The organism is Brevibacillus parabrevis (assembly GCF_003710905.1).
GTDB lineage: Bacteria > Bacillota > Bacilli > Brevibacillales > Brevibacillaceae > Brevibacillus > Brevibacillus parabrevis.
Genome location: NZ_RHHV01000012.1, coordinates 56,434 through 70,499, shown reverse-complemented (window position 1 = coordinate 70,499; position 14,066 = coordinate 56,434). Strand labels below are relative to the sequence as shown.

Here is a 14,066-nt window from a genome sequence, read left to right as displayed (position 1 = left end):
CTGGTCACGCCAAAAAGTCCTGAACGGGCCGAACCTTTCCGCGAAGGCGCAGGCACATCATGCAAACAGGCAGGTCTCCTGGCTTGCGGCTTGCGACAGCCGCTTTACAGTGGCGGGACCGCGCCGGATTTGCACCGGCTTCCCTTTTCACCTCGCCCATGACAGACGAGGCACCTGCTTGCTGTATTCAGTTGTTTGTACCTGCAAGCTAAGACTCACCCACCATCATAGCATTCCTTGGCCAAAAAAAGAATGCGTCATTTTGCAGCAAAACGCAGGTCCAGGCTGCCCGTCAACCTGCAGCAGCCTTTTGCCTAACCGACGAAAATTACTGCTTGCGCTTGTGCAAGTAATCGATAATTCCCATCGCGCACACCTGCAAATCCAGTCGCAGGACGTTCATCACTTCATGCTGCTCGGCAATGCCGCGCGCTTGCAGATGCTGGCTGACAAGAGCGAACAGCCTGTCCCCCAATTGCTCCGTGCCAAGCCCGGCGGAAACGGCCGCCTCGCCTTCTGCCACGAATACGGGAAGCCACTCTGCCACTTGCCGATAGACGTCCTCCACTTCTTCCGTCATGCCAAAATGCCCGAAGTAGATACGCTGGAGTTCGCGCTTGCGAAAACGCTCGATAGACGCAAGCATCGCCTGCGGATCGAACTGGTTTGGAGACGTGGACGGCAAAACGAAATGCAATCCGTCTTTTTGGAGCTGCGGATAAAAAACGCCCGCTGTATCACCTGTGAACATGCCGCGGCTAACCGGATCGTAAATGCTGAAATGATGGTTCGCATGGCCGGGCGAATCCAAAAATTCAAGGACACAGTTCGGCCCGATCGGCAAGGTGTCTCCGTCTTTTCGCACCAAGATTCGCTCCTCGGGAATCGCCACAATCGGATCGAACAGGCGGTTGAAATCGTCCTGGTAAACGGCTTTCGCTCCCGCAATCAAGCGGCTCGGGTCCACCAGATGGCGCGCTCCTTTTGGATGCACCACGATTTTGGCCTGCGGGCATTCGCGCAAAAACAAGCCTGCCCCGCCCGCGTGATCCAGATGAATGTGCGTCACGATGATGTATTTGACTTGCTCCGGCGAAAAGCCGAGCTTGTGCAATCCTGCCACAATGTACGGCACGGACGGGCTTGGCCCTGTCTCGACAAGCGTCAATTGTTCCTCTGCTATTACATACGTTCCCGTCCGCTCCGCCCATCCCATGTCAAAGCCGTCAATCAGATGGATGCGGTGTCCCAAGGAAATCGGTTCAGTAGGTTGCATCGATTTTTCTCCCCCTGCCAACTTGATATCGTGTGAATATTTCCACTTTACCATTGATCGTGCCCGGATTCGAGAGGGCTTTGCCGTTTCTTGGCTGGTTACGGGCGGGAAGCGATGCGCGCTACTTCGCCATTCGTCATTTGTACCAGTTGCTTTGGCGTCAGCGAAAAAACAGCGTTCGGATGCCCGGCAGCCGCCCAGATGACTTCGAAGCGAAGCAAATCCTCATCAATCCACGTCTCAATCGGTTCCAGATGTCCGACGGGCGAGACACCGCCGATGACAAATCCGGTTTTTTCGCGCACAAAATCGGCATCTGCTTTTCCCGGCTTCTCCTGCATCCATTGCGCGAGCAGCTTTTCGTCGATCCGGTTTGTGCCGCTTGCCACGACCAGAACAGGCTTGTCCGTCGTCTTCCGGCGAAAAATGATCGACTTGGCAATTTGCGCGACCTCGCATCCGATCGCTTGCGCTGCCTCCGCTGCTGTGCGGGTGCTATCCGGCAGTTCGACCACCTGATTGTCATACCCCAATTGTTGCAATCTCGCTTGCACTTTCTGCGCGCTTTCTTTTAATGGCTGCATCAGTTTTGCTCCTTTCCTTTCACACGTTTTTCGTTAGCTGTGAACGACAGTCACGGTTACGGCTCTGCGTAATACATCACGACCTGAATGACGGCTTGCTTTTCGCCTTCATTGCTGTACTGATGGGGAACGTTTCCAGCAAAACGGATGCCGTCACCTTCCGACATGCGAAACAGCTCGTCCTTGATTTTCAGGCAAAACTCGCCCGCGCTGACGGTAATGTACTCGTAGACGCCTTCATTGTGTGGAGTCGACGAGTAGCTTGCCCCCGGGTCAAGCTCGATGCGAAACATTTCCAGCTTGGTCATCGGATCAAAAGGAAACTGCAAATACGCCCGGCACAAGCCGTTGTCTTCGATGATGGGCGACACGTCTGCGATTGACACAAAAGAAACGGCACTGTCCGGCGCCTTCAACAGCGATGAGAACGACACTTGCAGACCTGTTGCCATTTTCCACAAGGTCGTCACCGTCGGCTGGGAATCGCCGCGCTCAATCTGGTGCAGCATGCCTTTGCTTACGCCCGTCAGCTCCGCTACTTTATCGAGGCTCAAGCCCCGCTTTTTGCGAATCGTCTCCAAGTTTGCTCCAATGATCGTCTGTATTGATTCCACCAGAGTGCTCCTCTCTTTGCATTTTGTATCAGATAATGAACAATTATATAACATAACAAACACAAAAGAAAATAGCGCCTAAACAAAAAACTCCCCCGAACCGCCAAAAGCATGCGCGGTTCAGGGGAAGTTTTTCGCTAGTCATTAGGCTTGTGTGTAAATGACGACAGCGTCGCGCAGGAATGCTGCCAGGCCAGGCTGCTCCTTGTCGTAGTAAGCCGTAAATCTCGGATCATCGACATACATCTGAGCCACGCCTGCGTGCGCCTCCTTGCTGTAGCTGTCCCAGTAAAAGCTGAGCCACTGGCGATGCAAATCGGCTGCCTGCTGGGCCAGCTCGCTGCCCGGATCGCCGCTGGCAAACGCTTGCTTCAGCGTCGCGTGCAGCTTTTCGTTCAATTGCTCGACTTGCGCATACTCTTCCTCGCTCATCTCTTTGATTTTCCGATTGGCACGCTCTACTCGCTCGTCGCCGTACTTGGCCCGGATTTCTTCGCCGTACTGCTGCTCGTTGTCGTGAATCAACTGCTGTTTGAAGCCTTCAAATTTCTGTTTGTCTGTCATTGTTTTCGTCCCCTCTCGCTGCGCCAAAGTCAGATCGACATTCGCAATCAGCCGATCCAGCTGCGCCCGTTTTTCCAACAGCTTCTCCCGGTGCTCCCGCAGTGCCCGCTCCGCATCAAAGGTGGGAGAACTCATGATTTCCTTGATCTCCTCCAGGCTGACACCAAGCTCGCGGTAAAACAAAATTTGCTGCAACCGATCCACTTCTGCCTGCCCGTAAATACGATACCCGGATGAATTGATTCTCGCCGGCTTGAGAAGGTCAATCTCATCGTAGTAACGCAATGTCCGGGTGCTGACACCTGCCAGGAGACCCAGCTTTTGCACGGTATATTCCATCTTGTATCCCTCCTGACAAATTCATCGTACACATTTACGCACCGGCAAAGTCAACAGTGGTAGCAGCAGGAAAATAATGTTATTGTAAAAGCAAGCCATTGTGAAAAGGGGGAATGTCTTTTGCTCTATTTTCTCATCGCAGTAGCAGCCACCTTCCTCGCGGCCTTCTTTTTTACAGGGTCTGTCAGCTTGCGGGCCAGAGACAAGCACGCCGTCCACCACTACAGCGACGACGCCTATGCTCACCAGACGATGCATCATTTGCAACAGCACAACAACAATCCGTTTTGAATGCATGAAAAAAGCTGCCCAGACCAATGTGTCCGGGCAGCTTGCTTTTTTCTAACAATTACAGAGCTTGAAACGTATCTGTCAGTACAGGAACGATTTGCTTCTTGCGGGATACAACGCCTTTGAGCACCGCTTTGTTGTCTGCGAGCGTAACGTTGTACGCTTTTTCTACTGCCTCGGTTGCTTTGCCGAGCGCCAGCGCAACGGAATCGTTGTTCAAGATGTCTGTCACCACGAAGACGAACAGGTCCAGACCTTTTTCCGCAATGATCGCGGAGATCGCTGCTTCCAGCTCGCTTTGGCGGGCCAGTACATCGTTGACGTCCACGGCGTTTACTTGGGCGATTTCCACTTTCGCGCTGCCCATTTGAAATTCTTTTGCATCCAAAGAGAGCAGTTGAGCGATTGTTTTGTCGCTCAGGTCAGCGCCTGCTTTCAGCATTTCCAGGCCGTATGCTTGCAAGTCCACGCCTGCGATCTCAGCCAGTTCGTGAGCTGCCGCAACATCTTGCGCGGTGCAGGTAGGGGATTTCAGCAGCAACGTGTCGGAAATGATCGCAGACAGCATCAGGCCCGCGATTTCTTTCGGGATGTCCACGCCGTTTTCCTTGTACATTTTTTTCAAAATCGTAGTCGTGCAACCGACAGGCTCTGCACGGAAGTACAGCGGGTTGCTCGTTTCGAAGTTCGCAATGCGATGATGGTCAATTACCTCGACTACTTGCACCTGCTCGATGTCGTTTGCGCTTTGTTGACGTTCATTGTGGTCGACGAGAATGACTTCGTTGACTTCATTTCCTACTGTTTCCACGAGACGCGGCTCTTTTACCTGGAAGTAGTTCAAGACGAACGCTGTCTCGCTGCTGATGACACCGAGGCGAACCGGCTCTACATTGTCGCCGAGCTTGGTTTTCAGATCAGCGTAAACGAGCGCCGAGCAAATGGAATCCGTATCTGGATTTTTATGACCGAAGATTAGCTTTTTTTCCATCATCCATACTCCTTAGTCGTATATTGGCGTCAAAATTATACCATGGAATAGCGGATATTCCCAAGGAAAATTCCAGAAGCCGACCTTTGTTTGCAAACAAAGATCGGCTTCCGGCGCCGCAACAAACTTAGTCGTCCCACTCCATGCTCAATATGTCGCCTGTGGTAGCCGATATTTCCAGCTCCGCTTCCTGGCGGTTAGAGGTACGGACTTCCACCTCGTACACGTACTGTCCATCGTCTTCATCCAGCTTGATTTTCTTGATGCTTCCGTTCACTTTGGACAAGGCGATCTTTTGAGCTGTCTCTGCGGTGATCTTCACCATCTGCTGCTTGCGGGCCGGATCATGCTCGCGCCACGCCTGCCCGGTTACGGCATCGACGTACACATCGGTCTCCTTCCAGTTTTGGACGACTTCCGCTTTGTACACGAGCGCCGTTCCCGCGCGATCCAGCTTCCACTCCTTGATCACTCCGGGTTGGACGCCGAGCGCGATTTTTTGTGCCTGCTCGGAAGTAAGGCGTACTTGCTTCGCCCAGTCTGCCGGGACATCTTCATCTACTTCCAAAAAGACGGGCATAGCCTGCTGATTCGGCTGAGGAACGTGCTGATGCGTCTTCGCCAAGGCTGTGACGCTAAAACTTCCTACGAGCATGATACCTGCTGCTAACATGACGATTTTTTTCATGGAAATTCTCTCCTTTTTCTCTGCTGTCTTCATGCTACAAGACGCAGATGAGCGAACAGAGAGAAGAAGATTAAAATTTGCTGAGAACGGACTTAATCCTCCCACATGATTGACAAAACCTGTCCCGTCAGCGGATCGATGCTTACTTTCACTTCCCGGCTTTCGGCGGTTTTGATCTCTACCTCGTAGACGGTTGCGCCGTTTTTATGCTCTACTTCGATGCTGTCAAACGTCCCGGCCACTTGTTGCAGCGCGATTTGTTTGGCCCGATCGAGTGAGATTCCGCTTTTGGCAAGCTCGTTGTTCGCAGGTGGTGCAGGAGGGGTTTCCTTGCTTTCGTCCACGGGCTGCACGGTCTTGTCCGGGGGTGTCTGCTTTTTCGCCAGAGGGGTAATCCGTATCACCCGTCCCGTCTCGGCGTCCGCGACAACCTGGTACGTTCCCGTTTCATTTTCCACTGTCCCGACATATACCTCTCTGCCTGCCTCCCCGGTCTTCTCCAAAGCGGAAATGACTTTGCCGTAGCGAGCGGATAGAGACTCCTCCACTTCCCCGATCGTGCGCCCTGCTTCCGGCTCTCCTCCAGCAATCCGGGAGAGGGCGAAAACAGCTGCCGCTGCGAAGAGCAGGGCCAAGAGCCACCACACACGTCTTTGTTTCAAGCGTTCTCCCCCGCTTTCTCTCGGGCTGCTTTGGGCAACGTCACCGTAAAACGGCTGCCTGCCCCGACTTCACTTTGGACATCCAGCCCGCCGTTGTGCACATCGATAATGCGCTTGGCAATGGACAGACCCAGTCCTGTGCCGCCTGTATCTCTTGCCCGCGCTTTGTCCACGCGGTAAAAGCGGTCGAAAATATGGACAAGGTCTTCTTCCGGTATGCCCACTCCCTGGTCGATCACAGACAAGCTCACCGTGTCCCGCTGTTCGGCGATCTCGATTCGAATAGCCTTTTGGCTGTAGGTCAGCGCATTGTCGAGCAAAATCACCAGCAGCTGCTTGAGCCTTGACTCGTCAGCGAGCGCGTACACCGCTGCGCTTTGCGCCTCGACGCGGATTTCCTGCTCGTAGGTGCGCCTCATCCATTTGCTCGTCTCTTCGCATAGCTCGACCACGTCTACTGCCCGCATATCCAGATTGGCTTCCTCGTCCGGGTTCGCCAGCATCAGCATTTGCCGCGTCAGCTTTTTCATCCGCACCGCTTCGGAATAGATCGCCTCGACAGACTCTTCCAACAGCTCCGGCTTGTTCATCCCCCATCGTTTCAGCATGGTCGCATATCCTTCGATCACGGTGAGCGGGGTCTTCAACTCGTGGGACGCATCGAGGACGAACTGCTGCTGCTTCGCAAAGTGCAGCTGGAGAATGTCCATCATTTTGTTGAACGTATCCCCCATCTGGTACAGCTCGTCGTTGGATTTCGCTTGCAGTTCCAGCTTTTTGAACTGACCTTTTTTCTGGATTTCTTCCATCGTGCGAATCAGGGAGCGGATCGGCTCCACGATGAGTTTTGCGAGCATCCGGCCGGCAAGAAACGACGGCAGCAAGACGACGAGCGAAGCGACCAGTAGCACGATGAGCAATGTTTGCATCGTTTCTTGTACGTGCGACAAGCCCGTGGTTACTTCCAGAGACATGACGCTGCCGTCACCCGCAATCATCGGCACCTGGCCGACAGCATGCAGCACGCCAGCCTTTTCCACAACCTGGTACGTTTCTTGCGCACTGTATACAGGTCGCCAGCTGGCATAGTCCACATCTTTCGTCGCTGTCACTACCGGATGCGACTGTTGATTCACGATACGGATCATCTCAATCGGCGCCAAATACGCTTGCAAAAGCTCAGTCGCATCTGCCTGACTGCCTGCTTCATGCAGCCGCTGCGCGATTTTTTCGCTCTGCAGTTGAAGCCGCTCCAATTCCAGCCCGGTCATTTGCTTGTAAAAAAGCCAGTAGATCGAGGTGTTGATAATACACAGCACGAGCACGAGCCACACGGTTGAAAACAGATGAATTTTGCTGCGAATCGTCATCCCTTCTACTCCTTCAGCGAATACCCGATTCCCCGCACCGTCGAGATGAGCGGAGGATGAGCAGGATCGTCCAGCTTTTTGCGCAAATAACGGATGTACACATCGACGATATTCGTATCGCCGTAGTAGTCATAGCCCCACACTTCGTTCAAAATTTGCTCCCGGCCGAGTACCTGGTTGACATGCCGCACCAGATAGACGAGCAGATCGAACTCTCGCGGCGTCAGCTCCACTGGCGATTCGCCGCGCATGACGAGCCGTTTCTTCTCGTCGACAAACAAATCGCCCACGCGCAGCGGCGCCTCTTCCTCTTCTTTTTTTCGCGCCCCAGCCATGCGCAAGCACGCGCGAATCCGGGCAAGCAGCTCCTCGATGGCAAACGGCTTCGTGATGTAATCATTCGCCCCCAAATCCAGTCCGCTGACTTTGTCGGGCAGCGAGTCTCTGGCGGTCACCAAAATGACCGGAGTCAAGGTGTCTGACGTGCGAATCCGCCGCAGCACCTCCATCCCGCTCAGTCGCGGGATCATCACGTCCAAAAGGACCAAATCCCACGCTGCGCTTTTGAAACAGTCCAATCCGGCTGCTCCATCCTCTGCGACCGTCACTTCATATCCTTCGTATTCCAGCTCCAGCTTCAGCAGGCGGGCGATTTTCTTTTCATCTTCAATCAGCAAAATGTTGGCCTGACTCATGCTAACGACTTCCTTTCGCTGCCGCGGGACACGGCATGCCATACGCAATCTGATACCGTAGATTAAACCATAAAAGCCTCGCGCAGTGCGGTTTTTTTCCAGAGATTTTTCGAACATAACGTGCGGGGGATTGCCAGCGAGTGCGAGCTACATACAACACGAGCGCGAAAAGTGGCTTGCCCGCCATGCCCTTTCCCGCCGGAAAATCGCCCAAAATGCGGAAATGGCGACTTTGCCTGCCGTTCTGCGCGAATCGTATAATAGAGCCATCGAGAACAAGAAGGAGAAACGATTTTCGTTGGAATTACCCAATTGGAAAGCCATCTTTTTTTGAACGTACCTGATCGTGACCATGCAAGCGGTCGTCACATCGATGATTACGCTGGAAGTGACCAACCCGCCGCGTGTGCAAGTAGCCGCACCGCTGAACCAAGCGTCCGGATCGGCGCCTAGCGAATGGTCGCCTAATCGGAAATAAACGCGATAAACGAACAAAAAGGTCCGGACCTTTGGCACATCCAGAAAGTCCGGGCCTTTTTCTGTCACGAACGAAAATAACCTCGCCGCCGAAACGAATGAGTCTGTCGTGCGAAAAATCGAAGTACATCCTTATGACCAGCGTTGGGCTGAACAATTTGCCAAGGAGGCCGAGCTGCTGCGGAATGTGTTTCAAGACAATCTCGTCACCATCCACCATATCGGCAGCACAGCTGTTCCTGGTCTGAAAGCCAAACCGATTATCGACATGCTGCACCCCGCAGGCTACGTCAAAGGAAAACATGATCTGGCACTGTCCTTGGAACCAAAAGCAATGGCCTCAGAAAGAGCGCAGCCAAACATCAAAAGAACACCTCGCCCAAAGCAGGAGCGAAGGTGTTCTTTTGTAAATGCCTCTCGTGCATACATGATGCGTTTGCCGAGTGGCTGGCGTCTACACGCAAATCAGCGAGGCCAGGTCGCGCGGATAGTACGTCAGCATCTCGATGCCATCTGCCGTAACAGCCACCGTGTCCGAATGGCGGAACCCGCCCAGGCCGCGCACGTATATTCCCGGCTCTACGGTCAACACCATGCCTGGCTGAATAATCGTATGGTCGCCCAGGTCAAAAAACGGCGCTTCATGACCGAGCAGCCCGATCGCATGTCCTGTATGGTGTGCGGTCAGATGCTGAATATTTTTTTCTTTAAAATAGGCTTGCACAGCTTCTTCCACCTGCGACATCGGGATACCCGGCTTGATGTGTTGAAAAGCGACGTCCTGGGCTTCCAGCATGTATTGAAAATACGTTTCCTGCTCTTTGCTCGCTTCCTGGACAAACATCGTCCGCTCCAGCTCGCTGTGGTAGCCCCACACTTCTCCTGCCGCTCCCGTGACGAGCGTATCGCCTTTTTTCAGAACGAGATTTTGCGTCACGGCGTGCGGGAAAGCCGACATCGCGCCTACCTGTCCGCGGAAAATCGCGTAAGCCGTGTTGCCGTGCGGCTTGTAATCCGGTCCCAACGTCTCGATCATCGCCATCGTCGCCTCGGAGCTGGCGCGAGTCGTAATCTCGATCTCGCTTAATCCCGGCTTCGAATACTTTTGCAGCAAGCGGTGGGCGAGATTGCCCCAGCGGCACGATTCCTTGATCAGCTCGATTTCCGCTGGCGATTTGACCACGCGCATTTCTTCCACGACACCGTATATCGACGCAAACGACTCTGCTTCCAAAAACTGACTCACCTTCGGCCCGCGATACCCCATCGAAGAGCCGTAACCATCTGCGTCAAACCCTACGCGTTTTCCCGCAAATCCAGCTTCTACGAGCGCGTCCTTGAAATACTCCATCGGGTGGCGCAGTCCGGGGTATTCCGGATACGAGTGCACCTTGTCGACGCAGGCAAACTCTTCTGCGTGCTCATGCTCCAGGGCAGGAACGAACAGATGGGTTTCCTGATTCGGTGCGATGAAAAAGCCGATCGGCCGCTCTGTCGGGTGGAAATGAAAGCCCGTCAAATAAAAAATATCGGTGACCCCAAACAAGATCGCGCAGTCGAGCTGCTTCTCCTGGACTTTGGCAAAAAACATTTGCTGGCGCTGCAAAATTTCGGCTTTGGAAATCGCGAGTAACATGAACATCTCCTCTTTTCTGGCAAAATGGGATTTACACGTACAGGTGGCAGGCGACGATGTGCTCGCCCAGATCGACGACGGGCGGCTTTTCCGTCCGGCAAACCTCCATGCACGCGGGACAGCGCGGATGAAACGTGCAGCCTTGCGGCGGATCGAGCGGGCTTGGCACATCGCCGCTGAGGATGATCCGCTCTCTCGTATCGTCTGGATGCGTGATCGGAACGGCAGACAAAAGCGCCTGTGTGTACGGATGCTTCGGTTCTTGGAACAGCTTTTCCGTCTGCGCCTGTTCTACCAGCTTGCCAAGGTACATGACTCCGACCCGGTCCGTGATGTGGCGAACCACACCCAGATCGTGGGAAATAAAAATGTAGGTCAAATGAAACTCGCGCTGCAATTGCAGCAGCAGATTGATCACCTGCGACTGGATCGATACATCCAGCGCAGATACTGGCTCATCCGCCACAATCAGGTCAGGCTGGAGGATGACGGCCTTGGCGATCCCGATTCGCTGGCGCTGTCCGCCGGAAAATTCGTGCGGATACGAATGCAGATGATAGTCAGACAAGCCGACAATTTTTAAAATCTCGCTCGCCTTTTTCACGCGTTCGTCCGGGCTGTACAGGCCGTGCACCCGCAGCGGCTCGGTTAAAATTTGCAAGATCGTTTTCTTCGGGTTGAGCGAAGCGTACGGGTCCTGGAAGACCATCTGCATCCTCCGGCGGAGGCGGCGCATCCTTTCATACGGCAATCGCGCGACATTTTCCCCGGCAAACCAGATTTCGCCCGCATTCGCCTCTTGCAGCCGCAAAATCGCCCGGCCCGTCGTCGATTTGCCGCATCCGCTCTCCCCTACCAGCCCGTACGTCTCGCCGCGATACACTGTGAACGAGACGTCATCGACCGCTTTCACCTGCTGCTTGGGCGAAAACCAGCCCTTTTTCAACTCATAATATTTTTTCAGATGCTTGACTTCCAAAAGCGGCTCAGGTCGCATGGGCCACCTCCTCCAATGCAGTCTCCTCCTCGCCCGCATACAGCCAGCAGCGACATGACTGCCTCGGCAAAGCCACAAGTGGCGGCCTGTCATGACGGCACCGTTCCATCGCCTGCGAGCAGCGCGGCGCGAAGGTGCAGCCTTGCCCGACCTCATCCGGGCGCGGGACGCTTCCCGGGATCGCTTTCAGCTCCCCCTTGCGCTCGTTGGCATTTGGCATCGAGGCCAGCAAGCCTTGTGTGTACGGGTGGCGCGGCTGGTCAAAAATCGTCCGCACCTCCGCACTCTCTACCACCTGCCCGCCGTACATGACGACAACCCGGTCGCACATCTCCGCGACGACGCCGAGGTCATGCGTGATGAGCAGCATCGCCATTTGCTGCTTTTGCTTGATCTCCTTCATCAGCTGCAAAATTTGCGCCTGAATCGTCACATCCAGAGCAGTCGTCGGCTCGTCGGCGATCAAAAGCTTGGGCTGGCACAGCATCGCCAGCGAAATCATGACACGCTGACGCATCCCGCCCGACAACTGATGCGGATACTCGTCGATGATTTGCCCAGCGCGGGGAATCCCTACCGATTGCAGCATTTCCACCATTTTTTCGCGGATTTGCCGCTTCGTCAGACTCGTGTGCTGCCTGAGCGGTTCCGCCATCTGCTGTCCGATCGTAAACACCGGATTGAGCGAAGTCATCGGCTCCTGAAAAATCATCGACATCTCATTTCCGCGCAGCTTGCGCATCTGCTTTTCGGGAAGATGGGTAATATCGCGCCCGGCAAAATGGATCGTGCCCCCCACAATCGCCGCGGCCGGCTTGGGGAGCAGCCCCATCACCGACAGCGATGTAACGCTCTTGCCGCAGCCTGATTCGCCGACAAGCCCCACCGTTTCCCCTGCATATACGGTCAAATCCACGCCGTTCACCGCTTTGACGACGCCATGGCCGCTGCGAAAATGGGTTTGAAGCTGTCGCACCTCCAAAATCGGGGAACGATTGCCCATGCTGCTCACCTCCTTCAATGTCCTTTCAGTTCCGGATCGAGCACATCGCGCAGCCAATCCCCGAACAGATTGACACCCAAAGCCGTCATGACAATCGCGACGCCAGGAAACGTAATCAGCCACCACGCGCTGAAAATGTAGTCTTTGCCTTCGCTGAGCATATTGCCCCAGGCTGGCTGCGGCGGCTGGACGCCAAAGCCGAGAAAGCTGATCGACGCCTCGGCAATGATGTAGGTAGCGATCTGCAACGACGACAGGACGATGATCGGCGTAAACAAGTTCGGGACGATATGCTTGACGATAATTTCCCAGCGCGGGACGCCTGTCGCCACACAGGACAAAATAAATTCCTTTTCGCGCAACGCCAGCACTTCGCTGCGCACGACACGCGCATAGACGATCCAGCCTGCGAACACGAGCGAGATGATGATATTTTGCAGTCCCGCTCCGATCACGGCATTGATGACCAGTACAAGCAAAATGAACGGGAAGCTCAGCTTGACGTCGACAATGCGCATGATGATGATGTCTGCCCAGCCGCGAAAGTATCCGGCAACGACCCCGAGAATCGTCCCGATCAGTCCGGCGAAAAGGACGGTGCAGCTCCCGATGATAAGCGACACGCTCGTGCCATGAATCAGCCGGGAAAAGATGTCCCGTCCCAACTGATCCGTCCCGAGCAGGTGACCATCCGTCAGCGGCGGCAGCAGCTTTTTGGCAAATTCAGCCTGGTTCGGATCGTAAGGAGCAAGCCACGGGCCGAAAATGCCGAGGATGACCACTACGAAAATGATGAGAAAGCCAGCCAGCCCTGTCGGACTTTTGACCAGCCGCCGCATGTAGGTTCGCCACGCTGGCTCCCTTTTTCGGGAAAGTGGGGCAGGGCGTGGATTCACAGCGGCTTCTGTCAGCGTCGATTGATTCATGCGGCACCCCCTATTTGAAGCGAATTTGCGGGTTGACGTAAGCGTAGAGCAGATCCACGACAAAATTGATGACGGCGTAAATAAAGGCGATCAAAAAGACCCCGGCCATGACGACAGGAAAATCGCGGTTCAACAAAGACTGCATCAATAACCGCCCCATTCCCGGCCAGGAAAAGACGACCTCGACAATCACCGCCCCGCCGAGCAACACGCCCAAATCGAGTGCAACGAGTGTAATAATCGGGATGAGCGTGTTTTTCAGCGCGTACACCGAGAGAATTTTGTAGGTCGGCACACCGGACGCCTTGGCTGTACGGATGTAGTCTTTGCGCAATACATCGAGCATCGTGGAGCGTGTAAACCGGGCAAACCTCGCCACGCTGTACGCCGCCAAAGTCAGCGCCGGGAGAATCAAATGAACCAGGGAGCCGCCCCCGCCTGTCGGCAGCCATTGCAGTTGGACCGCAAACAAGTAAATCAGAATCAGTCCGAGCCAAAAGCTTGGCAGCGCTTGACCGAGCACGGTCGCGGCCACTCCAGCCTGATCGAACCACGTATTGCGCCTGTAAGCGGACTGGATGCCGATCGGGATCGCGATCAAAAGCGACAGCCCGAGCGAGGTAAAGGCAAGCTGAAACGTCGCCGGAATCCGGTTGATCACCATTTGCAGCGCATCCTCGCGCGTCCGCAACGACGTTCCGAAATCTCCCTGGACTGCTTTGGTCATAAACTCGGTGTACTGCACATGCAAAGGCCGATCGAATCCGAGCTGCTTGCGAAACTGTTCCAGCTGCTCGCGCGGGGCATCAGGCGGCAGGAAGAGCGCCGTAGGATCGCCTGACAGCCGAATGATGAAAAAGACAGCAGTCAGTGCCAGGAACAAGACGACTACGACTTGACCCGTTCGTTTGATGACATAATCGAGCATCGTATCCTCCCTTCCATGAGACGGC

At 54.6% G+C, this 14,066-nt stretch carries 16 protein-coding genes, 1 pseudogene and 1 riboswitch; of the genes and pseudogenes, 3 read left to right on the top strand and 14 right to left on the bottom strand.

Annotation, left to right across the window (positions count from 1 at the left end; translation table 11 throughout):
- Nucleotides 1–51: 51 nt before the first annotated feature.
- Nucleotides 52–193: riboswitch (cobalamin riboswitch) on the bottom strand.
- Between the two features lie 135 nt (nucleotides 194–328).
- From EDM60_RS16160 to EDM60_RS16145, 4 genes are all read right to left on the bottom strand, one after another.
- Nucleotides 329–1,276: an MBL fold metallo-hydrolase gene (locus tag EDM60_RS16160; RefSeq protein ID WP_122964905.1), complete on the bottom strand. Its 948-nt coding sequence runs from the start codon at nucleotides 1,274–1,276 to the stop codon at nucleotides 329–331.
- Between the two features lie 98 nt (nucleotides 1,277–1,374).
- A complete protein-coding gene (locus tag EDM60_RS16155) occupies nucleotides 1,375–1,860 on the bottom strand; it encodes a YbaK/EbsC family protein (protein ID WP_174769218.1) in 486 nt (161 codons plus the stop codon).
- A gap of 56 nt (nucleotides 1,861–1,916) precedes the next feature.
- Complete coding sequence (locus tag EDM60_RS16150) at nucleotides 1,917–2,474, bottom strand: helix-turn-helix domain-containing protein (RefSeq protein WP_122964903.1); 558 nt, start codon at nucleotides 2,472–2,474, stop codon at nucleotides 1,917–1,919.
- Nucleotides 2,475–2,618: 144 nt separating this feature from the next.
- A complete protein-coding gene (locus EDM60_RS16145; protein ID WP_122964902.1) occupies nucleotides 2,619–3,377 on the bottom strand; it encodes a MerR family transcriptional regulator in 759 nt (252 codons plus the stop codon).
- A gap of 120 nt (nucleotides 3,378–3,497) precedes the next feature.
- Between EDM60_RS16145 and EDM60_RS28695 the strand changes: the two genes are divergently transcribed.
- A complete protein-coding gene (locus EDM60_RS28695) occupies nucleotides 3,498–3,668 on the top strand; it encodes a hypothetical protein (protein ID WP_167470318.1) in 171 nt (56 codons plus the stop codon).
- A 58-nt stretch (nucleotides 3,669–3,726) separates the two neighbouring features.
- On the opposite strand, the gene EDM60_RS16140 is transcribed toward EDM60_RS28695, so the two are convergent.
- From EDM60_RS16140 to EDM60_RS16120, 5 genes are all read right to left on the bottom strand, one after another.
- The gene (locus EDM60_RS16140; RefSeq protein WP_122964901.1) at nucleotides 3,727–4,659 is read right to left on the bottom strand and encodes a manganese-dependent inorganic pyrophosphatase; all 933 of its coding nucleotides are present in this window, start codon (nucleotides 4,657–4,659) and stop codon (nucleotides 3,727–3,729) included.
- A gap of 127 nt (nucleotides 4,660–4,786) precedes the next feature.
- Nucleotides 4,787–5,347, bottom strand: a complete 561-nt coding sequence (locus EDM60_RS16135; RefSeq protein ID WP_122964900.1) for a PepSY domain-containing protein — start codon at nucleotides 5,345–5,347, stop codon at nucleotides 4,787–4,789.
- A gap of 92 nt (nucleotides 5,348–5,439) precedes the next feature.
- A complete protein-coding gene (locus EDM60_RS16130; protein ID WP_122964899.1) occupies nucleotides 5,440–6,009 on the bottom strand; it encodes a PepSY domain-containing protein in 570 nt (189 codons plus the stop codon).
- Nucleotides 6,006–7,379: an ATP-binding protein gene (locus EDM60_RS16125; RefSeq protein ID WP_122964898.1), complete on the bottom strand. Its 1,374-nt coding sequence runs from the start codon at nucleotides 7,377–7,379 to the stop codon at nucleotides 6,006–6,008. The genes EDM60_RS16130 and EDM60_RS16125 overlap by 4 nt, the downstream gene beginning before the upstream one ends.
- Before the next feature lie 5 nt (nucleotides 7,380–7,384).
- Nucleotides 7,385–8,074 carry a response regulator transcription factor gene (locus EDM60_RS16120; RefSeq protein ID WP_122964897.1) on the bottom strand — a complete coding sequence of 230 codons (690 nt, stop codon included), beginning with the start codon at nucleotides 8,072–8,074 and terminating at the stop codon, nucleotides 7,385–7,387.
- A gap of 346 nt (nucleotides 8,075–8,420) precedes the next feature.
- Here EDM60_RS16120 and EDM60_RS29445 point away from each other — a divergent pair, with 346 nt between their 5' ends.
- Entirely contained in the window at nucleotides 8,421–8,552 is a 132-nt protein-coding gene (locus EDM60_RS29445) for a hypothetical protein (protein WP_267901865.1), read from the top strand.
- A 108-nt stretch (nucleotides 8,553–8,660) separates the two neighbouring features.
- Nucleotides 8,661–8,819, top strand: a pseudogene (locus tag EDM60_RS16110) (GrpB family protein); the annotation flags it as partial.
- A gap of 186 nt (nucleotides 8,820–9,005) precedes the next feature.
- Here EDM60_RS16110 and EDM60_RS16105 read toward each other — a convergent pair.
- From EDM60_RS16105 to EDM60_RS16085, 5 genes are read right to left on the bottom strand one after another with little or no spacing between them, the layout of a single operon-like run.
- Entirely contained in the window at nucleotides 9,006–10,187 is a 1,182-nt protein-coding gene (locus EDM60_RS16105) for a M24 family metallopeptidase (RefSeq protein ID WP_122964895.1), read from the bottom strand.
- 31 nt (nucleotides 10,188–10,218) lie between these two features.
- A complete protein-coding gene (locus EDM60_RS16100; protein ID WP_122964894.1) occupies nucleotides 10,219–11,184 on the bottom strand; it encodes an ABC transporter ATP-binding protein in 966 nt (321 codons plus the stop codon).
- Nucleotides 11,174–12,187 carry an ABC transporter ATP-binding protein gene (locus EDM60_RS16095; RefSeq protein WP_122964893.1) on the bottom strand — a complete coding sequence of 338 codons (1,014 nt, stop codon included), beginning with the start codon at nucleotides 12,185–12,187 and terminating at the stop codon, nucleotides 11,174–11,176. The genes EDM60_RS16100 and EDM60_RS16095 overlap by 11 nt, the downstream gene beginning before the upstream one ends.
- Before the next feature lie 14 nt (nucleotides 12,188–12,201).
- A complete protein-coding gene (locus EDM60_RS16090; protein ID WP_173596982.1) occupies nucleotides 12,202–13,113 on the bottom strand; it encodes an ABC transporter permease in 912 nt (303 codons plus the stop codon).
- A 10-nt stretch (nucleotides 13,114–13,123) separates the two neighbouring features.
- Nucleotides 13,124–14,041, bottom strand: coding sequence for an ABC transporter permease (locus tag EDM60_RS16085; protein WP_122964892.1), 918 nt, complete (start codon nucleotides 14,039–14,041; stop codon nucleotides 13,124–13,126).
- Nucleotides 14,042–14,066 lie beyond the last annotated feature (25 nt).

What these genes read in the sequence shown, in the direction of transcription:
- EDM60_RS16160 (WP_122964905.1), bottom strand. Translation starts at nt 1,276, where the DNA reads ATGCAACCTACTGAACCGATTTCCTTGGGACACCGCATCCATCTGATT.
- EDM60_RS16155 (WP_174769218.1), bottom strand. Translation starts at nt 1,860, where the DNA reads ATGCAGCCATTAAAAGAAAGCGCGCAGAAAGTGCAAGCGAGATTGCAA.
- EDM60_RS16145 (WP_122964902.1), bottom strand. Translation starts at nt 3,377, where the DNA reads ATGGAATATACCGTGCAAAAGCTGGGTCTCCTGGCAGGTGTCAGCACC.
- EDM60_RS16140 (WP_122964901.1), bottom strand. Translation starts at nt 4,659, where the DNA reads ATGGAAAAAAAGCTAATCTTCGGTCATAAAAATCCAGATACGGATTCC.
- EDM60_RS16135 (WP_122964900.1), bottom strand. Translation starts at nt 5,347, where the DNA reads ATGAAAAAAATCGTCATGTTAGCAGCAGGTATCATGCTCGTAGGAAGT.
- EDM60_RS16125 (WP_122964898.1), bottom strand. Translation starts at nt 7,379, where the DNA reads ATGACGATTCGCAGCAAAATTCATCTGTTTTCAACCGTGTGGCTCGTG.
- EDM60_RS16120 (WP_122964897.1), bottom strand. Translation starts at nt 8,074, where the DNA reads ATGAGTCAGGCCAACATTTTGCTGATTGAAGATGAAAAGAAAATCGCC.
- EDM60_RS16105 (WP_122964895.1), bottom strand. Translation starts at nt 10,187, where the DNA reads ATGTTACTCGCGATTTCCAAAGCCGAAATTTTGCAGCGCCAGCAAATG.
- EDM60_RS16100 (WP_122964894.1), bottom strand. Translation starts at nt 11,184, where the DNA reads ATGCGACCTGAGCCGCTTTTGGAAGTCAAGCATCTGAAAAAATATTAT.
- EDM60_RS16095 (WP_122964893.1), bottom strand. Translation starts at nt 12,187, where the DNA reads ATGGGCAATCGTTCCCCGATTTTGGAGGTGCGACAGCTTCAAACCCAT.
- EDM60_RS16090 (WP_173596982.1), bottom strand. Translation starts at nt 13,113, where the DNA reads ATGAATCAATCGACGCTGACAGAAGCCGCTGTGAATCCACGCCCTGCC.
- EDM60_RS16085 (WP_122964892.1), bottom strand. Translation starts at nt 14,041, where the DNA reads ATGCTCGATTATGTCATCAAACGAACGGGTCAAGTCGTAGTCGTCTTG.